The sequence below is a fragment of the Thermus sp. NEB1569 genome (assembly GCF_022385295.1).
Taxonomy (GTDB): domain Bacteria; phylum Deinococcota; class Deinococci; order Deinococcales; family Thermaceae; genus Thermus; species Thermus scotoductus.
Window position 1 is genome coordinate 1636011 of the sequence record NZ_CP092445.1, and the last position, 24513, is coordinate 1660523.

At 64.4% G+C, this 24513-nt stretch carries 24 protein-coding genes, 1 tRNA gene and 3 pseudogenes; 10 read left to right on the plus strand and 18 right to left on the minus strand.

The annotated features are described in order from the left end of the window. The first annotated feature begins 10 nt into the window (after positions 1-10). Positions 11-87, plus strand: a tRNA-Arg gene (locus MI302_RS09350). A gap of 77 nt (positions 88-164) precedes the next feature. On the opposite strand, the gene MI302_RS09355 is transcribed toward MI302_RS09350, so the two are convergent. From MI302_RS09355 to nth, 4 genes are all read right to left on the minus strand, one after another. Further along, positions 165-1730, minus strand: coding sequence for a DEAD/DEAH box helicase (locus tag MI302_RS09355; protein ID WP_126217334.1), 1566 nt, complete (start codon positions 1728-1730; stop codon positions 165-167). Positions 1731-1805: 75 nt separating this feature from the next. Further along, positions 1806-3020, minus strand: a complete 1215-nt coding sequence (glp, locus tag MI302_RS09360) for a gephyrin-like molybdotransferase Glp (RefSeq protein WP_239725601.1) — start codon at positions 3018-3020, stop codon at positions 1806-1808. A 29-nt stretch (positions 3021-3049) separates the two neighbouring features. Further along, entirely contained in the window at positions 3050-4204 is a 1155-nt protein-coding gene (locus MI302_RS09365; protein ID WP_239725602.1) for an MFS transporter, read from the minus strand. 29 nt (positions 4205-4233) lie between these two features. Further along, a complete protein-coding gene (nth, locus tag MI302_RS09370) occupies positions 4234-4890 on the minus strand; it encodes an endonuclease III (protein ID WP_239725603.1) in 657 nt (218 codons plus the stop codon). Positions 4891-4913: 23 nt separating this feature from the next. Here nth and MI302_RS09375 point away from each other — a divergent pair, with 23 nt between their 5' ends. Continuing rightward, positions 4914-5279 carry an ASCH domain-containing protein gene (locus MI302_RS09375; RefSeq protein ID WP_239725604.1) on the plus strand — a complete coding sequence of 122 codons (366 nt, stop codon included), beginning with the start codon at positions 4914-4916 and terminating at the stop codon, positions 5277-5279. Here MI302_RS09375 and MI302_RS09380 read toward each other — a convergent pair. Then, positions 5245-6981, minus strand: a complete 1737-nt coding sequence (locus tag MI302_RS09380; RefSeq protein ID WP_239725605.1) for a GNAT family N-acetyltransferase — start codon at positions 6979-6981, stop codon at positions 5245-5247. The two genes, MI302_RS09375 and MI302_RS09380, sit on opposite strands and share 35 nt — an antisense overlap. 155 nt (positions 6982-7136) lie before the next feature. Here MI302_RS09380 and MI302_RS09385 point away from each other — a divergent pair, with 155 nt between their 5' ends. The 3 genes from MI302_RS09385 to MI302_RS09395 all read left to right on the plus strand — a co-directional run bounded on the left by MI302_RS09385 (position 7137) and on the right by MI302_RS09395 (position 8777). Beyond that, positions 7137-7343: a hypothetical protein gene (locus MI302_RS09385; RefSeq protein WP_239725606.1), complete on the plus strand. Its 207-nt coding sequence runs from the start codon at positions 7137-7139 to the stop codon at positions 7341-7343. Positions 7344-7452: 109 nt separating this feature from the next. After that, complete coding sequence (locus tag MI302_RS09390) at positions 7453-8001, plus strand: hypothetical protein (protein ID WP_239725607.1); 549 nt, start codon at positions 7453-7455, stop codon at positions 7999-8001. Positions 8002-8033: 32 nt separating this feature from the next. Further along, positions 8034-8777 (plus strand): hypothetical protein, encoded by a 744-nt coding sequence (locus tag MI302_RS09395; RefSeq protein ID WP_018111708.1) that lies wholly within the window; start codon positions 8034-8036, stop codon positions 8775-8777. A gap of 2 nt (positions 8778-8779) precedes the next feature. Here the strand turns inward: MI302_RS09395 and MI302_RS09400 are convergent, their stop codons facing one another. Genes MI302_RS09400 through MI302_RS09410 form a run of 3 tightly spaced genes read right to left on the minus strand, consistent with a single transcriptional unit; the run spans position 8780 to position 10109 of the window. After that, entirely contained in the window at positions 8780-9511 is a 732-nt protein-coding gene (locus MI302_RS09400; RefSeq protein ID WP_019550327.1) for a hypothetical protein, read from the minus strand. Then, positions 9502-9654, minus strand: a complete 153-nt coding sequence (locus MI302_RS09405) for a hypothetical protein (RefSeq protein WP_239725608.1) — start codon at positions 9652-9654, stop codon at positions 9502-9504. Before MI302_RS09405 ends, MI302_RS09400 begins: the two co-directional genes overlap by 10 nt. An 8-nt stretch (positions 9655-9662) precedes the next feature. Continuing rightward, positions 9663-10109, minus strand: coding sequence for a C39 family peptidase (locus MI302_RS09410; RefSeq protein WP_239725609.1), 447 nt, complete (start codon positions 10107-10109; stop codon positions 9663-9665). Positions 10110-10397: 288 nt separating this feature from the next. On the opposite strand from MI302_RS09410, the gene MI302_RS09415 reads away from it, so the two are divergent. Beyond that, positions 10398-11489, plus strand: a complete 1092-nt coding sequence (locus MI302_RS09415) for an IS4 family transposase (protein WP_014514485.1) — start codon at positions 10398-10400, stop codon at positions 11487-11489. A 266-nt stretch (positions 11490-11755) separates the two neighbouring features. Here MI302_RS09415 and MI302_RS09420 read toward each other — a convergent pair whose 3' ends face one another. Then, a complete protein-coding gene (locus MI302_RS09420) occupies positions 11756-12976 on the minus strand; it encodes an IS256-like element ISTth4 family transposase (protein ID WP_239725337.1) in 1221 nt (406 codons plus the stop codon). Positions 12977-13108: 132 nt separating this feature from the next. Here MI302_RS09420 and MI302_RS09425 point away from each other — a divergent pair. Further along, a pseudogene (locus MI302_RS09425) lies at positions 13109-14283 on the plus strand (IS256 family transposase). A 216-nt stretch (positions 14284-14499) separates the two neighbouring features. Here the strand turns inward: MI302_RS09425 and proS are convergent. Continuing rightward, complete coding sequence (gene proS / locus MI302_RS09430; protein WP_239725610.1) at positions 14500-15933, minus strand: proline--tRNA ligase; 1434 nt, start codon at positions 15931-15933, stop codon at positions 14500-14502. 35 nt (positions 15934-15968) lie between these two features. Here proS and MI302_RS09435 point away from each other — a divergent pair, with 35 nt between their 5' ends. Beyond that, positions 15969-17189, plus strand: a complete 1221-nt coding sequence (locus MI302_RS09435) for a 2,3-bisphosphoglycerate-independent phosphoglycerate mutase (protein ID WP_239725611.1) — start codon at positions 15969-15971, stop codon at positions 17187-17189. 205 nt (positions 17190-17394) lie between these two features. Here MI302_RS09435 and MI302_RS09440 read toward each other — a convergent pair whose 3' ends face one another. Continuing rightward, positions 17395-18372: a bifunctional oligoribonuclease/PAP phosphatase NrnA gene (locus MI302_RS09440; RefSeq protein WP_019550979.1), complete on the minus strand. Its 978-nt coding sequence runs from the start codon at positions 18370-18372 to the stop codon at positions 17395-17397. A 56-nt stretch (positions 18373-18428) separates the two neighbouring features. Beyond that, on the minus strand, positions 18429-18674 hold the full coding sequence (locus MI302_RS09445; protein WP_051909132.1) for a toxin-antitoxin system HicB family antitoxin: 246 nt from the start codon (positions 18672-18674) through the stop codon (positions 18429-18431). Between the two features lie 261 nt (positions 18675-18935). On the opposite strand from MI302_RS09445, the pseudogene MI302_RS09450 reads away from it, so the two are divergent. Then, positions 18936-19676, plus strand: a pseudogene (locus MI302_RS09450) (helix-turn-helix domain-containing protein); the annotation flags it as partial. A gap of 8 nt (positions 19677-19684) precedes the next feature. Here MI302_RS09450 and MI302_RS09455 read toward each other — a convergent pair. Then, on the minus strand, positions 19685-20905 hold the full coding sequence (locus MI302_RS09455; protein ID WP_239725337.1) for an IS256-like element ISTth4 family transposase: 1221 nt from the start codon (positions 20903-20905) through the stop codon (positions 19685-19687). 29 nt (positions 20906-20934) lie between these two features. Here MI302_RS09455 and MI302_RS09460 point away from each other — a divergent pair. Then, positions 20935-21185, plus strand: a pseudogene (locus MI302_RS09460) (transposase); the annotation flags it as partial. Here MI302_RS09460 and MI302_RS09465 read toward each other — a convergent pair. From MI302_RS09465 to MI302_RS09485, 5 genes are all read right to left on the minus strand, one after another. Then, a complete protein-coding gene (locus tag MI302_RS09465) occupies positions 21173-21658 on the minus strand; it encodes a DDE transposase family protein (RefSeq protein WP_239725711.1) in 486 nt (161 codons plus the stop codon). The pseudogene MI302_RS09460 and the gene MI302_RS09465 overlap by 13 nt on opposite strands. A 50-nt stretch (positions 21659-21708) precedes the next feature. Further along, positions 21709-22263, minus strand: a complete 555-nt coding sequence (locus MI302_RS12205) for a transposase family protein (RefSeq protein ID WP_038031536.1) — start codon at positions 22261-22263, stop codon at positions 21709-21711. 390 nt (positions 22264-22653) lie between these two features. Continuing rightward, positions 22654-23358, minus strand: coding sequence for a bifunctional dihydropteridine reductase/dihydrofolate reductase TmpR (tmpR, locus tag MI302_RS09475; protein WP_015717885.1), 705 nt, complete (start codon positions 23356-23358; stop codon positions 22654-22656). After that, positions 23355-23774, minus strand: a complete 420-nt coding sequence (locus tag MI302_RS09480; protein ID WP_015717886.1) for an NUDIX domain-containing protein — start codon at positions 23772-23774, stop codon at positions 23355-23357. The genes tmpR and MI302_RS09480 overlap by 4 nt, the downstream gene beginning before the upstream one ends. Beyond that, complete coding sequence (locus MI302_RS09485) at positions 23738-24511, minus strand: CDP-alcohol phosphatidyltransferase family protein (RefSeq protein WP_239725612.1); 774 nt, start codon at positions 24509-24511, stop codon at positions 23738-23740. Before MI302_RS09485 ends, MI302_RS09480 begins: the two co-directional genes overlap by 37 nt. Between the last annotated feature and the right edge of the window lie 2 nt (positions 24512-24513).

The window sequence follows — 24513 nt, forward strand, 5'->3', positions numbered from 1 at the left end:
CTAGGTGTGGGCGCCCGTAGCTCAGCAGGATAGAGCGGGGGCTTCCTAAGCCCTAGGCCGGGGGTTCGAATCCCTCCGGGCGCACCAAGAAAGCCCGCCCCCCTGGGGCGGGCCCTTGATTTTTGCCGGGGCCCCCGCCCTGGCTTCGCCAGGGTGGGGTGGTATTAGAAGCGGCTGGTGCGGCGACCTCGAGGCGATCCCCCCCGGGAGGCAGCACCCGCATAGGCTTCAGGGAGAACCTCCACCCGCTTAGCCCTTTCCAGCTTCACCCCCTGCACCTCGGAAAGCCTCGGCAGGTCCTGGGGGCGGAGGTCCACGTAAAAGCCCTCCTCTCCCTGGGCGATCTTGCCCACCTCGAGGCCCGCTTCCTTCAAGAGGGCCACCAGCCGGGGCAGGGTGAGCCTGGGCCCCGTGGCCTTGAAGGTAAGCCAGCCCTCCTCGCCGGTAAGAAGGCTTTTCTCCTTGGGTGCCCCGCCCAGGAGAAGGGCCATGAGGGCCGCCACCACCTCCACCCGCCCCTCGGCGAACAGACGGCTGGCGAAATCCTGGTACAGCTTGTAGTCCCTCTCGGGTACCCGGGCCAGACGGGCCAGGAGATGATGCCACTTGGCCTCGAGGACTTCCTCGGGCGTGGGGGGATTCACCCGCTTGAGGGTGCGACCCACCGCTCTTTCCAGCTCGGAAAGCTCTCTTCTTTCCCGGGGGCCGTAGAGGATCACCACCTCACCCCCCCGCCCGGCCCTGCCCGTGCGCCCCGAACGGTGCTGGTAGGTCTCCGGCTTGTCGGGGAAGCGGTAGTGCACCACCAGGTCCACCTCCGGGATATCCAGGCCCCGGGCGGCCACATCCGTGGCCACCAGAACCCTTACTTCCCCTTCCCGAAAGGCCCTCATGACCCTTTCCCGGTCCGTCTGGGAAAGATCCCCGTGGATGGCCCGCGCCGGGTGCCCGAGGCGAAGAAGCCCCGTGGCCACCTCCTCGGTTTCCGCCTTGGTACGGGTGAAGACGATGGCCCGCTTGGGGGCTTTGACAAAAAGGACATCGGACAGGAGGGAAAGGCGGTCCCCAGGGGCGGGAATAGCCTCCTCCTGGTAGGTGATGCCCTCCTCCCGCACCACGTTGATGACCACCGGGCTTTTCATGTACCGCTCCGCCAGCTTCTTGGCCCAAGAGGGCAGGGTGGCGGAGAAGAGAAGGGTCTGGCGCTCCTTGGGGGTGGCGGAGAGGATGGCCTCCACCTCCTCCTCAAAGCCCATGGAGAGCATCTCGTCGGCCTCGTCCAAGACGGCGATCCGCACCTGGGAAAGGTCCAAGGCCCCTTGCCGCAAGTAGTCCAGGGCCCGCCCCGGGGTGGCCACCACCACATCGGCTCCCCGGGCCAGCTCCTCCTTCTGCTTGCCGTAGCCCGTGCCCCCGTATACGGTGACCACCTTGAGGTGGGGGGCCACCGCCTGCAACTCCCCGGAAACCTGGAGGGCCAGCTCCCGGGTGGGGGTCAGCACCAAGGCCCTGGGGAGGCGGCCCCGCTCCTTGGAGGCCTCGAGGCCTTGCGCGATGGGCAGGGCAAAGGCCAGGGTCTTGCCGGTGCCCGTGCGGGCCTGGCCGATGAGGTCCTTGCCCTCGAGGGCCAGGGGCAAGGCCGCCGCCTGGATGGGGGTGGGGGCGGTGATACCCCGGCGCAAAAGAGCTTCCTTAATCTCGTCCTTCAGGGGAAAGTCTTTGAACTCCATTCTCTCTCGCTTCCCGGGCCCCACCCGCGCCCGAAAAGGAGGGGCAAAGCCCGTAAACCTTTCAAGTTTAGTGAACTAGAGCACGAATGTCAAGGGAATGACCTCCACCCTTTCCCCTTCCCTGGCATCCCGGTCGGGGGGGAGGACCACCAGGGCGTTGCCCAGGGCCATGGAGCGCAAGACCCCGCTGGACTGGCTCCCGGTGGTGCGCACCACAATCTCCCCCTCAAAGGAGAGCACCCCGCGGCGGAAGACCTTTTTGCCCTGGGCGCCCTTAAAGGGGGTAAGGACCCTGGCCTCGAGGGAGCGGTAAGGGGAGTCGGTGCGGCGCTGGAGCCGGAAAAGGAAGGGTCTGCCGTAGAGGAAGAAGGTAACCATGCTGGAAACCGGGTTTCCCGGAAGCCCAAGGATGGGAAGCCCACCCAAACGGGCCAGGAGCAGGGGCCCCCCAGGCTGCTGCTTCACCTTCCAGAAGACCACTTCCCCCGCTGTCTCCAAAACCTTACGCACCACATCGTACTCCCCCATGGATACCCCCCCGGAGGTAAGGAGAAGGTCCAGGGGCCCTGCCGCCTCCAGCTTCTCCAACACGGTTTCCGGCCTGTCCTCCACCTTGCCCAAAAGGACGGGCTCACCTCCCGCCTCCTTTACCAGTCCCAGAAGGCTATAGGCATTGGAGTTATAAACCCCCCCGAAGGGCAGTGGCTCCCCTGGCTCCACCACCTCATCCCCCGTGGAAAGGATGCCCACACGGGGGCGCCGGAAGACCTTAAGGCGCGGGTAGCCCATGGCCGCCGCCAGGCCCAGCCTTCCCGGGGTGAGGAGGTCCCCCCGGCGCAGGTACACTTCTCCCTTCCTTAGGTCATCCCCCTGGGGCCGGATGTCCTTGGGGCTCGCCGGGGCGAAGAGGAGCACGTAATCCCCTTCCCGCCGGGTGTCCTCCACCCGGATAACGGCATCCGCGCCCTCCGGAATGGGAGCCCCGGTGTAGACGGCCACCGCCTCCCCCCTCCCCACCCGTCCGGCAAAGGGCCTTCCCGCCGGCGACTGCCCGATGACCCTGAGGCGCACCGGGTTCTCCCGGCTCGCCCCCAGGGTGTCCTCCTCTCGGCAGGCGTAGCCATCTATGGCGGTGTCGTCCTGGTCGGGGTGGTTCACCAAGGAAACGAGGTCCTCCGCCAGGACACGGCCATAGGCTTCCTTCAGGGGTACCTCCTCCACGGGAAGCTCCCCTTTGGCCTCCGCCAGGACCAGCTCCAACGCTTCCTCTACGGTAATCCCCGTCCGCATAGGCCCAGTCTAGGACAAAGCCGAGGGCCTCAGGAAGAAGGCTTCCCATAGGCCCTTCGCAAACGGCCAAAAGCCCAAGGCCAAAGGGCGATCCCCAGGGCGTATAGACCCAAGGTGGCGGCAAAGAGGTAGTGGAAGGCCTTAAGGCCCAACGCCTCCTGGACCATGCCGGAAACGGCGCTCCCCAGGGAAAAAAGAAGGCTCCAGAGGGCGGACTCCATCAGGAAGAAGCCTGGGCGCTCGTCTTCCCCCAGGTAGTCCATCACCAAGGCGGCGTACACAGGCCCGGCAGCGTTCATAAGGGCTCCCCGGATGAGGAGGGCCACGGTAACCAGGGGTAGCCAAGGGACCCAGGCCAGGATGGCCATAAAGGGCAGGGACAAGGCCTGCACGAACACGATGGCCCCCAGTTTCCCAAGCCGGCGCACCAGAAGGGGCTGGAGCAACATGGCCACCCCAGTAGCCAAGGCGGAAAGGGCGAAGACCAGCCCCGTGGTTCCGTAGCTGAGGCCAAACTTTTCCCGAAGGTACAGGTTCAAGAAGGGGATGACCAGCCCGGCCCCAAACCCGATCACCGCCTGGGGCAAAAAGAGGCGCAGCCAAATCCCAAACCGCCCCGCAAGCCTCGGGGGCGTTCCCTGCCCTTCGGGAAGGCCAACCAGAAAGGGAAGCGTCAGGAGGAAAAAGGGAAGGGCGAAGAGGATCACCCACCTGGCCCCTACCCATTCGGAAAGGAACCCGGCAAGCAAGGTGGAGAAAAACCCCGAGGCAGCGGTCAAGGCCGCCTGCAGGCTGAAAAGGGAAACCCGCCTCTCGGCAGGGATCAACCGGGCCATGAGAGGTGCCCCCGCCCCCTGCACCAAAGCCCCGGCCAGACCATACCCTGCCAAAGAAGGAAACACCATAAGGCCAAACCCCAAGAAAAACCCGCTCCCCACCGCCAGAGCTAAGGCCAGGATCAGGCTTTTTCGGTAGCCCAGGCGCGGGATGAGGTAGGCCAGAGGCAGGGCAAAGACCACGCCCACCAGGAGCAAAAGGGCCTGGGCGAACCCAATGGCCTGGCGGCTAAAGCCCAGGGCCTCGAGGTGGAAGTTCAGGAAGAAGTAGACGAGGTTGGCCCCGAAGGACCAGAGGAAACTGGCGAGGACAAAGCGGTAGGCGGGTGCAAGCGGGGAGGTTTTCATAAAAATCCTTTTGGTGGGCCCAAACCCCCTCAGCCCTCCTGACGGCTAGGGCAGTGGGGTGCCAGGACGCAGGTAGCGCACTTGGGCTTCCGGGCGGTGCACACGTAGCGGCCGTGGAGGACCAAGGCGTGGTGGACGAAGACCCAGTCCTCCCGGGGAAAAAGGGCTTGCAAATCCGCCCCAATCCGCTCAGGGCTCTTGGCCTCTGAAAGGCAAAGCCTCCTGGCTACCCGGGCCACATGGGTGTCCACGGCGATACCCGGCACGCCGAAGGCCGCTCCCAGGACCACGGTAGCCGTCTTCCAACCCACCCCGGGCAACTTCATCAGGGCCTTTTTATCCCTCGGCACCTCCCCCCCATGCTCCTCCACCAGCCTCCGGGCCAGGGCCACCAGGTTTTTGGCCTTAGTGCGGTAAAGACCGATGCGCCGGATATAGGGCTCCACCTCCTCGGGAGTCGCCTTGGCTAGGGCCTGGGGATCGGGGAAACGGGCAAAGAGGGCCGGGGTGGCCTCGTTTACGCTTTTGTCCGTGGCCTGGGCAGAAAGCACCGTGGCCACCAAAAGCTGGAAGGGGTTATTGTGCTTTAGCTCCGTTTTAGCCCCCGGATACGCCGCCTTCAGGGCCTTCAGGATGGCCAAGGCCCGCGCTTTCTTCTCCTTTTGCCCTTCCTTAGGGCAACCCACGGGGTCTACTCTACAATGAAGGCGTGGAAAAGCCCAAGCTGGGCCTCATCGTGCGGGAGCCCTACGCCAGCTTCATCGTGGACGGAAGGAAGACCTGGGAGATCCGCAAACGCCAGACCCGACACCGGGGTCCCTTGGGGATCATCACCGGAGGGTATCTCATCGGCCAGGCGGACCTGCTGGACGTGCAGGGCCCCTTCACCGTGGAGGAGCTTCTGGCCCACCCGGAAAAGCACCTGGCGGAGGAAGCCTTTCTCAGGGCCTATGCCGGGGAACAGCCCCTTTACGCCTGGGTTTTGCACAACGCCTTCCGCTACGAAAAACCCCTCCTCATACCCAAAAAGCCCGGTAGGGTCATGTTCGTGGATCTTTCCGAGGTATGGCCATAAGCCCCCCGTACCCCACGAAGACCAGGAGGTCGGGATCCAAGGAAGCGATCACCTCCTGGCGGTGGGTGGCCACCACCAGGGTGATCCCCGCCTGGCGCACCAGCTTCCCAAGACCCAGGGCCACCCGCCTGGCGGTGGGCACGTCCAGGTGAGCGGCAAACTCGTCGATCAGGAGGAGGTCGGGGCGCTGGGCCAGGAGGAGGGCCAAGCGGTAGCGCTCCCGCTGGCCCGTGGAAAGCTCCTTCGGCCTGGCCCGGTAGAGCACGGCGTCGGAAAGCCCCACCCGGTTTAACACCTCAATGGCCGCCCCCACATCCTGAAGCTGGCGGTAAAGCCGCTCCAAGAGGGGCTCCTGGCCCAGGTCCACCTCCCGCTCCCCAGGGATATAGGCCACCCGCCTGCCCTCGGGTACCTCCACCTCTCCCCCATCCGGGGGCTCCCCCAGGAGGAGGCGAAGGAGGGTGGTCTTCCCCGCTCCGCTGGCCCCGGCCAGGGCCACCACGCTGCCCGGGGGAACCTCGAGGTCCGCCTCCCTAAGGATCGCCCGCTCCAACACCCGGGCCTTGACCCCGAAGGCGGCAAGGGTTTCCTGCACCTCTGGGGAAAGGTCAGAAAGGTCCAGGTGGCTCCGGTAGCTTTTACGAACCCCCACCAGCCGGATGGACCCCGGAAGCCCCCTCACCCTCCCGAAACGGGAAACGAAAAGCCTTCCCCCATGAGCCCTGGCGTAAGGGTCTTCCTTCAAAAACCGATCCAGGTAGTGCTCCGCCTCCTCCGTAAGGGGATAGGCCAGCACGGGCCTTCCCGAGGCGGTGTCGAAGAGGTAGCGGAAGCCCACCTTCTCAAAAAAGGGGTGGTAGCGGGCCATCTGGGCGATGGTGTAGACCAGGTGCTTCTGCCGCCTCCCTTCAGGCGCCCCCCGCTCCCTTGCCCACTCCAGGGCCATCCGTACGAGAAGCGCCCCGAAGCCCTCGGAGCGGTAATCGGGGTGCACCACCACCCGGGCGATGCGGCTGGCGGCGGTGTGCACCCGGTCCAGAGCGCTTTCCCAGTCCTTCCCGCCCTCAAAGGTCGGGTGGAACCAGTCCTTGGGAAAGATCCGCTCCCGGATGTCCCGCTCCACGCCCTCGGGGGTTCTTCGGTGCATCCGGGGGATGGGGGGGTCTAGGCGCAGGTAGCCGAGGATTCTGGGTTCAAAGGGAAGCCTCTCCGAAAGCTCCAGCACCAGAAAACGGCTTGCCGGCGTGGAGCCCCGGATCTCCTTAAGCCGCGCCTCCCCGCCGCAGGGGCAGAGGGGCTTGGCGTTGGCGGGGAGGATCTTGTGGCACCGGGTGCAGATCCAAAGCGCCACCACCTCCTTCTCCGAGGCATAGTGGTACTGCTCCAACTCGGCGATGGCCTCGAAATCGGCCTCATACATGGCCTCCCGCGCACGGAGGCGGTAGCGGTACACCTCGCCCCCTAAGGGGCTTTCCCTCACGTGGTCCAGCGCCCTGGAAAATAAAGGCCACAAGGGGAAAGCCCCCTCGAGGGCGTACTCGTCAAAGCCGAGGACGGGCTTCTTGAACTCGGTGCGAAGCCTCACCCTATCCCCGGGCCTCAGCCACTTGGCCACGTCCCCGGTCATGCGCAAGGTCACGCCCCCCTCCAGGAGGACCTCCCCGTACCAGCGCCAGTAGACCCTCCGCCCCAAGACGCGCATCGTGCCCCCATGGTACCCCACTTAATGCCTTCGTGTGCTACTTGACCTAGACCCTCGGGGTGTGAAAAAAGAGGGGGTGCCATGCGGCAAGATCGTGAGCACCCCCAGAACGTAGCCTTTGGCTGACCTACTATCTTGACGCAGAGACCCTTCTGGTGGCTACCTACATCTGGGTAGATGACGAACTGAAGGCCCTGCAGGCCCAAGGCTTCAAGCTCCCCCCAAAGCAAAAGCACCAGAAAGCCACCCTGGCCGAGCTCCTGACCCTCGCCATCTTTTTGCTCCGCAAGATGTTCCCCTACGGGGAAGCAGCCAGGGCCAGGACCTCGCCAAAGGCTACCTCGCGGCCAAGACTACCCTGAAGGCTTACTTCCCCTCCCTCCCCCACCCCAAGATGTTCCCCTTCGGGGAAGCAGCTCTCGCTTCTACCGGGTCCTTCAGAAGGCCCAGGGGCTGTTGGCTCACCTGGCCATGAGGCTCTCCGGGGGAAAAGGCCTCCTGCAGGTGGTGGACCTTAAACCCATCCCCCTGGCTCACGGCCACCGGATTCACGGCCTCTCTCTTCCTGAGGCCGCGGTGGGGGTGGGTCCCCTGGGAGCCTTTGGCGGGTACGTCCTTGTGCCGGTGATGAACGAGCGGGGCCTCTTTTTTCGTTGGGCCATTCTCCCCGGCAACGCCCGGGAGACCTGGGGGAGGGACCTGCTGGACGGTCTGCCCGCGGTCTTGGGGGACCGGGGCTTCCGCTGGGTCCAGGGGGTCAAGACCCCGCCCTATCGGGTCAGGGGAGGGAAGGTGGTGGAGACGGGGTGGAGAGAGTGGGTCACGCGTCAGCGTAGCTTGTTGGGGAGGGTCAGGAACTGGATAGAGACCCGCTTCAGCGTGATGGTCCGGTCTTTGGGGCTTCATCGGATAGAAGCGCGGTCCTACTGGGGTCTGGTGGCCCGGGTGAACCTCATCCTGCTGGTCCACAACCTCATCCGTAGCCGGGTGCTCCTGAAGATGGCCGGGGTGGAGCTATGAGGTAGCACACGAAGGAATGTTAAGCTCATACCATGAAACGATCCCTTGCCCTGATTCTGGCCTTGTTCAGCCCGTTGGCCCTCACCCAGTCCCCCAAGGAAGCGGTGGAATCCGCCCTCAAGGCCGCCTTCGGCGACTGGAGGGGCAAGACCTACCAGGGCCTGGACCGGGTAGTCTACTTCACCCCCGAGGGCCAGGAAACGCAGGTCTTGCGGATCCGGACCTACCTTGACCTCGGCGGTTGCCGCCTTCGCCTGGAGATCGCCCCCGAGGGCGAGAAGGCGCCCGCCACCCTGGTCTACACCCGGGAGCGCCAGTTCCTCCGCCTCCCGGACGGCAGGGAAACCCCCCTGGACGACCGCCTCTTCCTGGAGCTCATCTTCGCCTGGCAGACAGGCTTCACCGGGGCCGCCTTCGGTTATGACGAGGTGGCTTCCCTGGGGAAAGTGACCCTCCCCGATGGCAGCGAGGCGGAGGCCTACCGGGTGGCGCGCCGGTCCCACGCCTGTCTCCCCAAGGGAGTGCTGGAGGCTAAACCCTACGAGGGAGAGGTCTACGTACAGGAAGGGAAGGTGGTGGGGGAGGGGCACTTCTCCCCCGTGCTCGGGATGGAGACCCTGACCCTCTACCGGGACCTTCGGAAGGAGGGGAGCGCGGGCTATCCCGTGAGGTCGGAGGGCTACCTCCGGACGGGGGACCGGTGGGTCCTCTTCTCCCGGGGAGAAACCCTGGAAGCCCAGGTGAGCCTCCCCCTGGAGGAAGCCCTATTCCGCTGAGGCTAGAGGGGGCCCGTGAGTTCCAGGCCTAGGGCAAAGCCCCCGTCGCCGTACCTTACCCACACCCCCACCTCTCCCTTCCCTTCGGGGTCCAGGGCGTACCCCGCCCGCAGGAGGAGGGCTCCCCCGGGGGGCTCCAGCCCCAGAGGCAGGGAGAGGGAGGTCCCAAGCCCTAGGCTCCACACCTCGTTGGCCACCAGGGATAAGCCCAAGCCCAGCCCCAGGAGAGGCACACCGCCCCGGGGGTAGGAGACCCCCAGGGCCCAGGTGGCCACCACCGGATCCCTGAGGAGGCTCCCACTGGCCTCCCCTTCCAGGGCCCAGGGGTACCCCAGCCCCAGGCGCACCCGGGGGCGGCCCCAGAGGTCGGGAAACCGGTAGGCCAGCCCCACCCCAAGGGAAGGCCTGCCCTCCCCTCGCCAGAGGACTTCCCCTGCCTCCCCGTAGTCCCGCCTCTCCCCAAAGAGGGTGTAGCCGCCCCCCAGCCTGCCCTCCAGGAAGAGGTCTGGAGCCACCCGGTAGCTGAGACCCAAGGACAGGCTCAATCCGTGCCCCACCCGCAGGAAAGCGTAGGGACCCCGTTCGTCCGCCCCCACCCCTTGGAGGGCAGAGGGGGCGTAGGAGAGGGTGAGGCGGTAGCCCAGGGGGGGCTCCTCCGCCGGGCGCAAGGGGTCCACCTGGGCCAGGGCCCAGGCGGCGAAGGCCAGGAAGAGGGGCAGAAGCCTCAAGGCCACCTCCCCCCGAGGGCCTCCAGCCGGCGAAGCCGGGAAAGCGCCCAGGAGAGCTCCGCCTCCTGGTTGGCCCTTACCCGCCCCATCTGGGCCGCCGACCGGGGAAGGGCCAGCAGGATGACCCCGGAGAAGCCCTTCTCCGTCACTAGGGCCTCTATGGGTACGATGCGCCGCCCCACGAGGAGTCGGCGAGGAGCACCTGGGCAGGGCCGCCCCCGGGCGGGTCCACGAGACCCGCGATCACCAGGAAGTGGAGCTGGGGCTTGGTGACGTGACCGATGACCGGAAGCCCGCCCCAGCGGAAGTAGTCAGCGAGCTGCTCCAGGTTCACCCTGTAGGCCCTCACCTCGTACCCCCGCCCCTCCAGGTACCGCTTCAGGGAAAGGGCGGTAAGCCCCTCCCGCGGGTCCTTCCCCGAGGCCTCCGTCTCACGCACGGCCACCTTTAGGACCTCGCCTTCCGTGGCCGGGTCGTCATAGTAGTGGGTGAGCAGCGTGGCCACCGCCGCCGCGCCGCAGGTGTACCAGTCCGTCTGGCCGACGACGTGGGTGTAGCGAAGGGTGCGATAAGAAGACAGGGCACTTGCTTCGGCAAAAAACACCCAGAAGAGAAGTGGGAGGATGAGATGCAATATAGGAGCCGCGGGGACACAAGCCATCTTTTGACTTACGCCTTCCTGTGTTACCTCTTAGCTCCACCCTAGCCATCCTGAGTAGAACCAGCCTGGTGTTCGATCTGACAAGAAAATCATCAAAGGCTAAGGCTCAGTATCCGCGGGAGTAGAAAAGAACAACAAGAAATGCTCAGTACACGTCAAAACGTGGGACCACCCCTTTAGGATGGACCTGCGCCCACGTGGATGGGCAGGTACCCATAGGAGGTGGTCCCCATGGAACAGCTTACCCCACTCATCAACGCCTTGAAGCGATACTGGAAGGCCGACCTCAGGCGCCTCACCTTCCTGGCCGCCCTGGTGATGGCTCTGGTCACCGCCCGCACCACAAGCGGCCCCAGACTCGCTCTTTCCCTCGGCTCCATAGCCAGCCCTGACCCCCGCTCCGCCTACCGAAGGTTCCAGCGGTTCTTGGCCTGGCCGGGGCTGGACGGGGAGGGCTATGCCCGCTTCATCTTCGCCCTCCTCCGACCCCAAGGGCTCCTCCTGGTCATGGACCGGACCGAGTGGGAGCTGGGGAAGAGCAAGGTCAACCTCCTGATGCTGGCCTTCCTGTACCAAGGCCTGGCCGTCCCCCTGTTCTGGAGCTTCCTTCCCCACGACGGCAACTCCTCCACCCCCGAACGCATCGCCCTGATGGAGAGGGCCTTGGCTTTCCTGAGGGCCCACTTCCCCCACCTCCGGGTGGAGGGGTTCCTGGCGGATCGGGAGTTCATAGGGGAGGCGTGGTTCCGGTACCTGGAGGAGAAGGGCATCCCCCGGTGCATCCGAATCAAGGCCAACACCCGGATGTGGCGGTTGGGCTCGGGCCCTCGGGCCTGGGAGCTCTTTGCCTCCCTGAAGGTGGGAGAGAGCCGGGTGCCCAGGCGGCGGTACTGGGTCTACGGGCGGCGCATGTGGGTGGTGGGGTTGCGCCTTGGGGTCCGGGAGTGGCTGATTGTGGCTACGGACCTGGACCCTCACCGGGTGCTGGAGGTGTACGGGCTCAGGTGGGGGATAGAGCGGCTCTTTGGGGCCCTGAAGGGGCGGGGATTTGACCTGGAGGCCACGCACGTGACGCGGGGGGAGAGGCTTTCGCGGCTTTTGGTCCCCTTGAGCCTGGCCTTCGTGTGGGCGTTTCGGACGGGGCTTGTGCTGCACCGGGTGCGTCCGGTGAGGCCCAAGAAGCACGGGAGGCTGGGACAGAGCCTCTTCCGGGCGGGGCTGGACCTGCTCACCCTTTGGGCGCTTGCCCTCTGGGGTGCAGGGGGAGGAAGGCGCGGAAGTCCCTTGGGGTTATGCCCTATGGAGGTTTTGACGTGTACATAGCAAGAAATGATAAACCCACAACAATTAAGGCGACCAAGGAAAGAACGCCCAAAGCACGCCATTCGCCAACCTTTTTCACCCAAGAGAGTGTGGCATGATACAGGAAACTGAAGAAAAAGGCCTGCAACAGTAGCCCAGGAGCTTCTCTAGCCTCTACTCTTTTGTCGAGCACCAACGTAAACAGGTTAATGAGTCCAAAGAAAGCTAAAGCCACAAGAAGAAAGGATTGCCAAGGCCTAAGTTTCCACATCATCGCCATGGTCGTGTCAAGAGTTATGTGTAAGAGTCTGTGTACGGGGGGCATACCGCTCCTGAAGCATCTTCTCCAGCACCTCCTTCACCTCCGAGAACCCCTTTAGTTTCCGTTCTGCCCACCTCCCTTCCTGCCTCTCCGACTCCAGGTAAAGAAGCTTGTACACCGCCTCTTCCTTAGGAAACTTGTGGTCCCGCACCTTCGTCCCCCGCCGTAGCTCCCGGATAAACCGCTCCATCAGGTTGGTGCTCCGCAGGTACGGCCAAAGCACCTTGGGGTACCCGTAGAACCGCAGGAAGGCCCCCGAATCCTGTACCCAAAGCCCCACCACCCCCGGGTACCGCGAACCCCAGGCGGCCTTCACCTCCTCCAAGGCCCCAAGAGCTTCTTCCCGGCTCTCCGCCCCGTACACCCGCCTCAGGTCCTCCGCCAGCAGGGCCCGGTCCCGGGAGCGCACCTGGGACAGGCTCCACCGCACCCCGTGCACCACGCACCGCTGCCACTCCGCCTGAGGGTAGACCCTGCGGATCGCCTCGGGAAGCCCGGGCAGCCCGTCGGTGATGAAGAGCAATACCCGCCGCAGGCCCCGCTGCCAAAGCTCCCCCAGGACCCCCTCCCATCCCAGGGCGCTCTCCGTGGGCAACAGCCAAAACCCCAGGACCCGCCTCTCCCCATTAGGGGCGATGCCCAGGGCCACATACACGCTTTCCCGTACGATCCCTTCTCCTTCCCTGAAGACCTTTAGGGAAAGCCCGTCCAGGTAGACGAAGGCCATCTCCTCGGGCAAAGGCCGGGTGCGGAAGGCTCCTGCCGCCTCCAGGACCTCGTCCGTCAGGGCGCTCAGGGTCTCGTGGGAGTAGCGGTGGCCTAAGAGCAGGCTCAGTATCTCGGCCGCCTTGCGCTGACTGACCCCGGCGGCGTAAAGGGCTACCGCCACTTCCCCCACGTCCACCAGGCGGCGGACGTAGGGCTTAAGGAAAGCCGGGTAATACCGAGATTCCCGATCCCTAGGGACCTTCAGGTCCACCTGGCCAAAGGCGGTCTCCAGCTTGCGGGGGTAGTAGCCGTTCCTGCGGCCTCCGTGCACCTGCAAGAAGGCCGTCCGGTCCAGCTCCAGAACCGTCTGCAGAACCTCGGCTACTGTCTCCCGCACCGCTTCCCTCAGCAAGATCCGCAAGGTATCCTGGTCCACGGGGCACCTCCTCGTGCTAAGGTGTGCCCCCCTATTAAACACGGACCCTTACACATAAATCCTTACACGACCCATCCTGGTCGTGTAAGGAATTATGTGTAGGGGTTTGTGTATAAAAGGGGGGTACCAGGATTAGGAAGGAGGTACCCCGTGGACCAGGATACCTTGCAGGTGATGCTAAGGGAAGCGGTGAGGCAGACGGTGACCGAGGTCTTGCAGATTCTCCTGGACGCCGACCGGGAAGCCTTCTTGCGCCAGCACGGGGGACGCAAGAACGGCTACTACCCCCGCAAGCTGGAGACCGCCTTTGGCCAGGTGAAGCTGGCCATCCCCCGGGATCGGGAAGGGAAATACTATCCCAGCCTCCTTCAACCCTATGCCCGCCGTCAGGTGGACGTGGGGGAGGTGGCCATTGCCCTTTACGCCGCTGGGGTGAGTCAACGCAAAGCAGCGGAGGTGATGAGCCTCTTGCTGGGCCACCGGTACACCCACGAAACCATCAGCGCCATCACCGACCAGGTGCTGGAAGCGGCCGAGGCTTTCCAGAAGCGGCCTTTGCCGGAGGAGATGGCCTTTGTTTACCTGGATGGCTTTTTCTTGAAGGTGCTCAGGGAGGGACTTGGGGTGGAGAGGGCGGCCGTATACGTGGCCCTGGGGGTGACCCCCAAAGGGGAGAGGCAGGTTCTGGGCTGCAAGATAGCCTTCGGCTGACCTGGCTCCTTCCCACGGAGAACGCCCATGCCTGGGGGGAGGTGCTGAAGGAGCTTTGGGAAAGGGGGCTAAGGCGGGTGTTGCTGTTGGTCACCGATGGTCTACCTGGGATAGAGGAGGCCATCAGGAGGGTTTATCCCATGGCGGGGTGGCAGCGGTGCGTGGTGCACATGGTGCGCTCTAGCCTGGGGCAGGTGCGTTCCCGGGACAGGGCTCTTTTGGCCCAAGACCTGAAGGGGGTGTACATGGCGGGGAGCCGACAGGAAGCCCTGGGTGCTTTGGAGAGGCTGAGGGAGGCCTGGGGTGCCAGGTACCCTTCCCTGGTGGCCTCCTGGTGGGAGAACTCGGGGGCTCTGCTCCGTTTCCACGATTACCCCCAGGTGCTCTGGCCCTATCTGCGGAGCACCAACCTGATGGAGAGGTTCATCCGGGAGGTGAGGCGTGGGACGAAGGTGCGGGATCATAAGTTCCCCCGACCCGAGTCTGTGTTTAAGCTCCTTTACTTGGAGGCGGAGCGTCAGGAGGGGAGGTGGTCTGAGCGGCGATTGAAGGGCTTTGCTGAGGTGCGGGAAGTGCTGGAGAAGATGCTTCTGGAGAGGTATGCCCCTCGTACACAGACGCTTACACATAAATCTTGACACGACCCAGGATGTGCCCCTGCGCCCTAGCGCCCAACGGGGCATAGGCCAAAAGCCCAAAGGCCATCAGCACCAAGAGGAATTTGCGCATGGCTCAACCCCCTCAAGGGTGGGGTTACCACGCCCCCCCCCTTCCTGTCAAGAAGCTTTCAAGAAGGCGCAATCCCCCACCCCGCCCGTCCGGGACTGGCGAGAGGGGAGAAGGCACCGAGAAGCTTAGTACGCCTTGGCGAAGACCACCCGCTTGCCGTAGGCGGAGGGCCTACCGCAACGGACGCAAAAGCCTTCTTCGGGTTCGGCCTCAAAGGGCACGCAGCGGGTGGTGGCGGTGGTCTCCTCTTGGATGGCCTTTTCGCAGGCCTTATCCCCGCAGTGGAAGGCCAGGGCGAAGCCCTCCTGCACCGCCTCCTTGAAGGCCTCGTAGGTGTCCACCTTGCGGGTGTGGGCCTCCCGGAAATCCAGGGCCCTTTGATAGAGGGCTTGGTGGAAGGCATCCAGCTTCTCGGGTAGCACGGTGGGAAGAGCCTCCAGGGAAACACGCTCCTTCCCCCCCAGGCGGCTGGCCAGCACGGCCTCGCCCGCCTCGAGGTCCTTGGGTCCAAGCTCCACGCGGAAGGGAACCCCTTTAAGCTCCCACTCGTGGAACTTGTACCCGGGGGTGTGCTGGTCCCGGTCGTCCAAATGCACGCGAAGCCCCGCCTGGAGAAGGCGCCTTTTCAGGTCAAGGGCCACCTCCAACACCTTCTCCCGGCTTTCCTCCCGGTAAATGGGCACGATCACCACCTGGATGGGAGCCAGGCGGGGAGGCAGGATAAGCCCTTGGTCGTCCCCGTGGGTCATGATGATGGCCCCGATGAAGCGCCAGGAAAGCCCCCAGCTGGTGGTGTGCACGTACTTCACCTGGAGGTCCTTGTCCTGGAACTTGATGTCAAAGGCTCGGGCGAAGTTCTCCCCCAGGTAGTGGCTGGTACCCGACTGCAGGGCCTTGCCATCCCGCATCAAGGCCTCGATGGTGGTGGTGTAAACGGCCCCGGCGAACTTCTCCTTTTCCGTCTTTATGCCCTCCACCACCGGGATGGCCGCGTACTCCCGGGCCAGCTTGGCGTAAATCCCCAGCATCCGCCGCACCTCCTCCTCCGCCTCCTCCCGGGTGGCATGAGCGGTGTGCCCTTCCTGCCACAAAAACTCGCTGGTGCGCAGGAAGGGCCGGGTGCGAAGCTCCCAGCGCACCACGTTGCCCCACTGGTTCAAAAGCTGGGGCAGGTCCCGGTAGCTTTTGATCCATTTGGACCACATGTAGCCGATCACGGTTTCGGAGGTGGGACGCACGGCCAAGGGCTCCTCCAGCTCCTCGCCCCCTGCGTGGGTCACCACGGCCAGCTCCGGGGAAAAACCCTCCACATGCTCGGCTTCCTTCTTTAAAAAGCTCATGGGGATGAAGAGGGGGAAGTAGGCGTTTTGGTGGCCGGTTTCCTTGAACATGCGGTCTAAGACCCCCTGGATGTTTTCCCAAAGGGCATAGCCATAGGGACGCACCACGATGGTGCCCCGGACCGGTCCGTAGTCGGCGAGCTCCGCCTTCTGGATGACCTCGAGGTACCACTCGCTGAAGTCCTGGCTTTGCGGGGTTAGGCCCTTCTCCTTCGCCATACCCGCCTATCTTAACAGGGCAATAAAATGGTGGCATGGACCTTTTTGCTGTCCTAAGGAAGCTTCAACAAAAAAGCGAGGCCAAGATCCTCCTGGTGGTTTTGGACGGGGTGGGGGGGCTTCCCCTGGAACCAGGCGGTCCCACGGAGCTGGAAGCGGCCCGGACCCCCAACCTAGACCGCCTGGCGGAGGAGAGCGCCCTGGGCCTCCTCACCCTCGTCTACCCTGGCCTTACCCCAGGCTCCGGCCCAGGCCACCTCGCCCTCTTCGGCTACGATCCCTTCCGCTACGTGGTGGGGCGGGGAGCCCTAAGCGCTTTGGGCCTCGGGGCCGACTTTCGGGAGGGGGACGTGGCCCTAAGGGGGAACTTCGCCACCTTAGACCCCGAGGGCAAGGTGGTGGACCGCAGGGCGGGAAGGCCCTCCACGGAGGAGAACCAGAGGGTCATCGCCAAGCTCAAGGAGGCCATCCCCCGGATAGAGGACGTGGAGGTCCACTTCTACACGGAAAGCGAGCACCGCTTCCTGGTGGTCCTCCGAGGCGAGGGCCTGGGGGATGGCCTCACGGACACCGACCCCCAGAAGACCGGCCTCCCTCCCCTCGAGGCCCAGGCCCTGGACGAAGCCTCCAGGAAAACTGCCCGGGTGGTGAACCTCCTTTCGGCGCGCATCCGGGAGGTGCTCAGGGACGAGCCCAAGATCAACGGGGCGCTTTTCCGGGGCGCCTCAAGAAGGCCTTCCTTTCCCAGCATGACGGAGGTCTACGGGGTCAGGGCGGCCGCCATCGCCAGCTACCCCATGTACAAGGGCCTGGCCAGCCTGGTGGGCATGGAGGTCCTGCCCGTGGAAGGGGAAGGCGATGCCCACGAGGGGAAGCTTAAGGCCCTAAGGGAAAACTGGGAGGGCTACGACTTCTTCTACCTTCACTTCAAGAAGACCGACGCCAAGGGGGAAGATGGGGATTTCCCGGGCAAGGTGGCGGAGATCGAGCGCTTCGACGCCCTTCTTCCGGAAATCCTTGCCCTAAAGCCGGACGTTCTGGCCATCACCGGGGACCACTCCACCCCTGCCCTTCTAAGGGCCCACTCCTGGCACCCTGTGCCCCTCCTCCTCAAGGCCCCTTACCTGCGAAGGGATGCTGCCCAGCGCTTCACGGAAAGCGAGGCTACCAAGGGAAGCCTGGGCCACCTGAGAGGGATGGAGCTCATGCCCCTCCTCCTCGCCCATGCGGGAAAACTTCTCAAGTACGGGGCCTAGATCCTGGTAAACTGGGAGAACATGGTTCGCCACCGCATCCGCAAGGAGGAGTTTGAAGCCCTCCTTAAGGAGGTGCCGGAAGGGGTGCGGCTTGAGCTCCTGGACGGGGAGGCCTTTACCGCCTAAAGCGCCTGGTGAAACCAGGAGAGGAGGTGGCACCCGAGGGCCTAGGGGCCCCCTCCCTCGTCTGGCGCCCCCCCGGGCCCTAGAGGTACCCTGCCCGCCGAAGCTCTTCCGCCACCGCCTCGAGGACCAGCTCGTAGGCCCGGTCCAGGTCAACGTCCTTTAAGGTGGCCCCGGCAGCGGGCACATGCCCCCCACCCCCAAGCTTCAGGGCGATGTTCTGGGCGGAAACCCCACCCCGGGAGCGGATGGACACCTTCACCCCTTCCTCCCGCTTGCGCAGGAAGACGGAAACCACGCTCCCCTCCACGTAGCGGATGAGCCCCACGAAGTCGTCGGAGTCCTCCTCCTCCCGCTTGGCATCCTCGGGAAGGTGGGCGGTGACGAGAAGCCCCCCAAAGTGGAAGGCCACGGTGGAAAGCACCTGTCCCATGAGGCGGAAGTAGGAGGGGGGGCGGAACTGAAGCCGATCCGTAAGCTCGGCCAGCTTCACCCCGTACCCCACCAACTCCGCCGCCACCCGCAGAACCTCGGGGGTGGTGTTGGCGAAGCGGAAGTTGCCGGTGTCGGTGAGGATGCCGGTGAGAACGGGGGTAGCGATCTCCGCCGTCCACTCCACCCCCAGGAGATCAATGAGGTCCTTCACCATCTGGGCGGTGGCTGCCTTGGAGGGATCCACCACGGCGATATGCCCGAAACGGGGATTGGTGCCGTGATGGTCAATGTTGATCACAAAACCCTCCACCGGCACCCCCACCACCCGGCTAGGCTCGGCGCTGTCCAGGGCCACCAAGGTAGCCCCCACGGGAAGCTTGTCCACGGGATCCGAGTACTCCTCCTCCTTCGGCAAAAAGCGCAGGAACCTAGGGGGCTCGGCCACCCAGTAGGCCTCTTTGCCCAGGGCCTTAAGGGACCGGTATAAGCCTAAGGAGCTTCCTATAGCATCCCCATCGGGGTCCACGTGGGTGGCGATGTAGATGGGGCCTTCCACCGCCTTCAAGACCTCGGCCACCAGGCGCATCTTTTCCCAGTACCTGGGATCGGGAGCGTTCCCGTCCATAGGCTATACCCTACCACGCATGGCGGGCCACCTCCGGGGAAAGGGGGGCTTGGAGCTTACGGGTGGTGACCACGTAAAACTCCTGGAGCACTTGAAGGGGGTATGCCCCCGGCATCCAGGATTCCCTGACGCATCCAGGAAAGTTGACGGCTAAAGGCCTCTTCTAGACCCTCCTCCCGCTCCACCTCCTTCTCCAAAAGCTCCGCCACCCAGGCGTTTAGGCTCAAGCCCCGCTTCAGGGCCAAGGCCCGGGCCCGGCGCACCAGCTCTGGGGAAAGCCTTAAGGTTAAGTTTCGGCCCATGCCCTCATGGTTAGAGAAAAGTGGGGGTGTGGGGGAGCTATAATCCCCCGGTTTCCAAGATAGCCCTCAAGATACGCTAACGCGTGACACAGGCTGACCAAACCGGGGATACATGGGTCAGCGGTCACGCGAAGCGTACCTTGCAGCTACATGCGACCGAAGGGAGCTTAGCTCCCCCACGTCCTGAACCCGGACAGACACATGTGAGACTGGACGAGTAAAAATGTGGGGACCACTCCAGAAGAGAGGGGGTCCCCACGGATGCAGCTTACCACGGTTGGCAAAGAGGTTTTGCGGGGAGCGCGGAAGGCCCGGGAACTCCAAGAGGCCGGGGCCGGCGATCCCACGGTTCAGGACCGCTTACGGAAGCTCAAACAGGTGGAGGCGCTCAGGAAATACCGGGTGGGCTGGCCTGAGATCCAGGAGCTTTTGGGGATCAGCCGGGCCACCTATTACCGCTGGCGGAAACGCCTCAAGGAAGAGGGCCTTGCCGGTGTTAAGCCTCGGTCAAGACGTCCTCAGCGCTTGCGGCGGGGGATTTACTGGTCTTCCGATCTGCTGATCCGGGTGGAAGCCCTAAGGAAGGAGAACCCCACCTGGGGCCGCTGGCCGATTTGGCTGACCCTAAGGAAGGAGGGCTTTGCGGTGAGCGAGCGCACCGTGGGGCGGATCCTGGCCTACCTTGAAGCACACGGCCGCGTGGAAAGCGTAGCCGCCTTTCTGGCCCAGGCCCGGCGGGGGAAGGGGGGGCGAAGACCCAGGAGGCCCTATGCGCAAAGGAAGCCCAAGGGATACGAGGTGGGTCACCCTGGCGACCTTATCCAGGTGGATACTCTCACCGTGACCCTGGGCCCTGGGGAGACGATCCAGCACTTCTCGGCCGTCGACCTCTTCACCCGTTTCTCCCTTGCGGAAGTCCACACCCGAGCCACGGCCAACCTGGCGGCCAGCTTTCTTGCCCGCCTGATGGTGCGAGCGCCTTTTCCTATCCGTGCGGTGCAGGGGTCGTGTCAAGAGTTATGTGTAAGAGTCTGTGTACGGGGGGCATACCGCTCCTGAAGCATCTTCTCCAGCACCTCCTTCACCTCCGAGAACCCCTTTAGTTTCCGTTCTGCCCACCTCCCTTCCTGCCTCTCCGACTCCAGGTAAAGAAGCTTGTACACCGCCTCTTCCTTAGGAAACTTGTGGTCCCGCACCTTCGTCCCCCGCCGTAGCTCCCGGATAAACCGCTCCATCAGGTTGGTGCTCCGCAGGTACGGCCAAAGCACCTTGGGGTACCCGTAGAACCGCAGGAAGGCCCCCGAATCCTGTACCCAAAGCCCCACCACCCCCGGGTACCGCGAACCCCAGGCGGCCTTCACCTCCTCCAAGGCCCCAAGAGCTTCTTCCCGGCTCTCCGCCCCGTACACCCGCCTCAGGTCCTCCGCCAGCAGGGCCCGGTCCCGGGAGCGCACCTGGGACAGGCTCCACCGCACCCCGTGCACCACGCACCGCTGCCACTCCGCCTGAGGGTAGACCCTGCGGATCGCCTCGGGAAGCCCGGGCAGCCCGTCGGTGATGAAGAGCAATACCCGCCGCAGGCCCCGCTGCCAAAGCTCCCCCAGGACCCCCTCCCATCCCAGGGCGCTCTCCGTGGGCAACAGCCAAAACCCCAGGACCCGCCTCTCCCCATTAGGGGCGATGCCCAGGGCCACATACACGCTTTCCCGTACGATCCCTTCTCCTTCCCTGAAGACCTTTAGGGAAAGCCCGTCCAGGTAGACGAAGGCCATCTCCTCGGGCAAAGGCCGGGTGCGGAAGGCTCCTGCCGCCTCCAGGACCTCGTCCGTCAGGGCGCTCAGGGTCTCGTGGGAGTAGCGGTGGCCTAAGAGCAGGCTCAGTATCTCGGCCGCCTTGCGCTGACTGACCCCGGCGGCGTAAAGGGCTACCGCCACTTCCCCCACGTCCACCAGGCGGCGGACGTAGGGCTTAAGGAAAGCCGGGTAATACCGAGATTCCCGATCCCTAGGGACCTTCAGGTCCACCTGGCCGAAGGCGGTCTCCAGCTTGCGGGGGTAGTAGCCGTTCCTGCGGCCTCCGTGCACCTGCAAGAAGGCCGTCCGGTCCAGCTCCAGAACCGTCTGCAGAACCTCGGCTACTGTCTCCCGCACCGCTTCCCTCAGCAAGATCCGCAAGGTATCCTGGTCCACGGGGCACCTCCTCGTGCTAAGGTGTGCCCCCCTATTAAACACGGACCCTTACACATAAATCCTTACACGACCAGCTCAATGGTCACGTGGAGCGGATGCAGCGGACCTTTAGGGATGAGTTCTACACACGACCGTTGCCTTCACAGATCCCCGAGCTCCAAAGGGAGCTTGACGCCTACCTGGACCACTACAACCGCCGGCGACCCCACCAGGCCTTGGGGGGCCTGGCCCCTTTAGAGTACCTGGCTAGAATACGGGGGGAGGCGGTCCCCACAGAGTCTCAAATGTGTTGACCGACAGACTTGACCGTTATACCGCATAGAGCCCCAGGAACCTGAGGGCGGAGAGGGGATGGAAGGAGAAGGTCTCCAGGGCCGCCTTCTTCTTCCGCACCCCCCTGCGGTACAGCAGGGACACCAGAAAGGCCCGGAGGACCGCCAAGACTTGCGCCCCCACGCCCCGCACCTGGCAGGCGTCCTCATGGAGGAGGACGTCCCGTACCCAAAAGGACCGGTTCTCCACCTCCCACCGGGAAAGGAGAAGCTCCCCAAGCCGCCTCGCGTCCGCCTCCTCGGCTCCCAAGCTGGTGAGGGCGTAGCTCGCCGCGCGCCGTACCTCCCCCGTCCCCTTGTGCACCACCTCCCGCTCCACCCGCACCACCTGTCGGCACCCGGGAAAGGCCAAGAGTGCATCCGGCAGATAAGGGGAAGCCCAGACCCGGTAGGTCCACACCTCCCCGTCCCGCACCACCTCCCAAGCTGACTCCGTCTCCCCGGGAAGCCGCCTTTCCTCCATCCCCTTGAATACCTCCAGAGCCCACTCCAGCAGTTCCCCCTGGTTGGCCTTCAGGACGAAGAGGTATGCCCCCCTTTTTCCACCACCTTCCCCGCCACCTCCGGGTACAGGTACCCCGCGTCCCCCACCACTACCTTCCCTTTGAGCCCCTCCGCCCCCAGGCGGTCCAGGAGCTCCAGAAGCGCTTGGTCCTCCCTCCCCTCCACCCGGGCCTGGGCCAGGGTGGTCTTGAGGTGCAGGGCCAGGACCTCCACGAGCCTGACCTGGGGGCTCTTCCCCTTGCCGCTTCCCCGGAGGTGCTTCCCGTCCACCACCAGGACCCCTCCCAGGTCCACCTCGGGGAAGACCTGGAGGAGGGCCTCCTGGAGCTTCTTTGGGTCCAGACGGTGAAGGAGGAGGGTGAGGATGGTGTGGCCCGGGGGGTTGCGCAGGCCCAGGTGGGGCAAGAGGTGAGGGTTGGCCCGGGCGAAACGTTCCACGCCGCGCAGGGAGTCCACGCGGGCGAGAAAGGCCACCAAGATGAGGGCCAACAAGCCCCACAAGGGATACCGCCGGTTGCGGGCCCTGGGGTCGGGGACTTGGGACAAGGCCTCGCGTAGGGTCATGCCCCCTCTTTACCCCAAGGCCGCATATCGGTCAAGTCTGGTTGACCGACTACACGTCCACCACAGGTGGACACGGATTTGGTACAATGTTCTTGGGGACAAAGTTCCCCGTGGACCTTGAAACTTGGAGTAGGGGGTTCCATCGGGTAGTCCGATGGGTAAAACTCCAAACGAACACCCGTGGCAGAGCCAGAAGCATTGCGCTCGCCTGCCGATACGGAGTCAAGGTTTTTCTGGGCCTGGACGGGGCCTTCGGGAGCAATCCCGAGAAGCCCCGGACTTTAGTCCGGGGAGTCGTCACCACAACATGATGTGCATTTGGGTAGGCTAGACCCAAACAAGAGGTTCTTCCGGGGCCCCCACCCTGGCAAAGGCCAGGGTGGGGTAGCCCTAGAGGTTCCACCCCCCCGCCACCTCGAGGACCTGCCCGGTCACGTAGGGCTCCCGCACGAAGAAGAGCACCGCCCGGGCAATCTCCTCGAGCAGGGCCAGACGGGCCATGGGGATCTCCTGAAGGGGTTTGGACACGGAGTTTTCCGCCACCCCCGGGGCCACCACGTTGGCGGTAATCCCCGCCTGGGCAAACCGCTTGGCGATGGCCTTGGTGTAGAGGATCACCCCGGTCTTGGCGATGGCGTAGGGAGTGATGTGAGTCCGGGCGAGAAGGTTCTGGGCCCCGGCGTAGCCCAGGTTCACGATGCGCCCATACCCCTGGGCCACCATGAGGGGAAGGACCTTCTGGGTGAGGAGGAAGGTGCTGGTGAGGTTGGAGTCCAGGATCCACCGCCACTCCTCCAACGAAACCTCCTCTATGGGCTTATAGAGGTAATCCCCCACGTTGTTCACCAAAACGCCGATCCCCCCCAGGTGGTAGCGCACCTCCTCCACCAGGGCCAAGACCTCCTCCTCCCGGGTGAGATCAGCCCGCACCTTGATGGCCTTAACTCCCAGGGCCTCCGCCTCGAGGCGGGTGGCCTCCGCCAGGCCCTCCGAGGTGCGGTAGTGCACCGCCACGTGAAAACCCTCCTTGGCCAGGGCCAGGAGGATGGCCCGGCCAATGCCCTTGGCGCTTCCCGTGACCAAGGCAACCCTCATCTCCCCCCTTTTACCACCAGGTAGGTTTCCAGCAAAACCCGGGTGAAGCTATTTAGCGGAAAGGAAAAGCCCTCTTCCGGCCTTACCCAGGCCCACTCCAGAATCTCCTCGCCCGGCCGCACCTCCCCTTCCCCTTGGGCAAAGTAGTTGAAGAGGAGCATGTGGGTGGGCTTGTAGAACTCCGGGCTGAAGATGGCCTCCTGCACCAGGGCGAAGCGCGCCTCCCTAAGGTCAAGGCCCACCTCCTCCCGGAACTCCCGCCTTAAGGCCTCCTCGAGGCTTTCCCCCCACTCCACCTTTCCCCCAGGCACCCCCCATAGCCCCCGCCACTTCGGGGTGCGCACCAGAAGCACCCGGCCCCCCTGTTCCACCAGGGCCCCTACCGTGGGGATGGGATGGCGCGGAGGATTCTCCATAGATACCAAAGGACAAGATACAGGGCCTGAAGGAGCACGAAGGTGAGGTAGGCCTCAGGGCTTTGGAAAAGCAAAAAGACCCCCAGGAAGAAAAGCTGGGTGGTGAGGCCCAGGTTCACCACCCCCGCCAAAGCCCATTCGTCCCAGAAGCGCTCGGGAACAAGGCGAAAACGCCGAAGCACAAAGCCCTCCAGGGCCCTTATGCCCCGGTCCTGGGGGAGGAAGAGGAAGCGGTACACCCCCCGCAGGAAGGCGAGAAGCAGAGTGGGGGGATCCCGGTCCTCAGTGGGCAGGGGAAGACCCCGGGCTTCCCGGTAAAGCCTCTCCAGGTTGAAGTCGTAGGACTGGACCACGGTGAAAACCAAGAAGGCTGCAAAGGCCAGCTCCCAGGCCCCGGTGCGCGCCCCCAGGGCCAGGAAGAGGAAGAGGTTCCCCAAAAGGTCCAGCTCCGTGTCCAGGAACCGCCCGTGCTCCGTGACCTCCCCCTTTAGGCGCGCCAGCTGGCCATCGGCGTTGTCCAAAACGGTTTTTAGCTGGAGAAGAAAGGCTGCGGGCACATCCTGGCCCAGATGGATCAACCTGGCGGCGAGCAGGGCCAAGAGCGTGTGGAAGAGGACCAGGTGGTGAGGCCTAACGCAGGTGCGGTACAGCAGGAGGACCACCAGGTGGGCCAAGGGGCGGAAGAGAAGGACGTTAAGGAACTCCTGTACCGGCCTTTCCTTGGCTCCCGGTACCATGA

What these genes read in the sequence shown, in the direction of transcription:
- MI302_RS09355 (WP_126217334.1), bottom strand. Translation starts at nt 1,730, where the DNA reads ATGGAGTTCAAAGACTTTCCCCTGAAGGACGAGATTAAGGAAGCTCTT.
- glp (WP_239725601.1), bottom strand. Translation starts at nt 3,020, where the DNA reads ATGCGGACGGGGATTACCGTAGAGGAAGCGTTGGAGCTGGTCCTGGCG.
- MI302_RS09365 (WP_239725602.1), bottom strand. Translation starts at nt 4,204, where the DNA reads ATGAAAACCTCCCCGCTTGCACCCGCCTACCGCTTTGTCCTCGCCAGT.
- MI302_RS09380 (WP_239725605.1), bottom strand. Translation starts at nt 6,981, where the DNA reads ATGCGCGTCTTGGGGCGGAGGGTCTACTGGCGCTGGTACGGGGAGGTC.
- MI302_RS09390 (WP_239725607.1), top strand. Translation starts at nt 7,453, where the DNA reads ATGAGGCTCTCCGGGGGAAAAGGCCTCCTGCAGGTGGTGGACCTTAAA.
- MI302_RS09395 (WP_018111708.1), top strand. Translation starts at nt 8,034, where the DNA reads ATGAAACGATCCCTTGCCCTGATTCTGGCCTTGTTCAGCCCGTTGGCC.
- MI302_RS09415 (WP_014514485.1), top strand. Translation starts at nt 10,398, where the DNA reads ATGGAACAGCTTACCCCACTCATCAACGCCTTGAAGCGATACTGGAAG.
- proS (WP_239725610.1), bottom strand. Translation starts at nt 15,933, where the DNA reads ATGGCGAAGGAGAAGGGCCTAACCCCGCAAAGCCAGGACTTCAGCGAG.
- MI302_RS09435 (WP_239725611.1), top strand. Translation starts at nt 15,969, where the DNA reads ATGGACCTTTTTGCTGTCCTAAGGAAGCTTCAACAAAAAAGCGAGGCC.
- MI302_RS09440 (WP_019550979.1), bottom strand. Translation starts at nt 18,372, where the DNA reads ATGGACGGGAACGCTCCCGATCCCAGGTACTGGGAAAAGATGCGCCTG.
- MI302_RS09445 (WP_051909132.1), bottom strand. Translation starts at nt 18,674, where the DNA reads ATGGGCCGAAACTTAACCTTAAGGCTTTCCCCAGAGCTGGTGCGCCGG.
- MI302_RS09465 (WP_239725711.1), bottom strand. Translation starts at nt 21,658, where the DNA reads ATGGAGGAAAGGCGGCTTCCCGGGGAGACGGAGTCAGCTTGGGAGGTG.
- MI302_RS12205 (WP_038031536.1), bottom strand. Translation starts at nt 22,263, where the DNA reads ATGACCCTACGCGAGGCCTTGTCCCAAGTCCCCGACCCCAGGGCCCGC.
- tmpR (WP_015717885.1), bottom strand. Translation starts at nt 23,358, where the DNA reads ATGAGGGTTGCCTTGGTCACGGGAAGCGCCAAGGGCATTGGCCGGGCC.
- MI302_RS09480 (WP_015717886.1), bottom strand. Translation starts at nt 23,774, where the DNA reads ATGGAGAATCCTCCGCGCCATCCCATCCCCACGGTAGGGGCCCTGGTG.
- MI302_RS09485 (WP_239725612.1), bottom strand. Translation starts at nt 24,511, where the DNA reads ATGGTACCGGGAGCCAAGGAAAGGCCGGTACAGGAGTTCCTTAACGTC.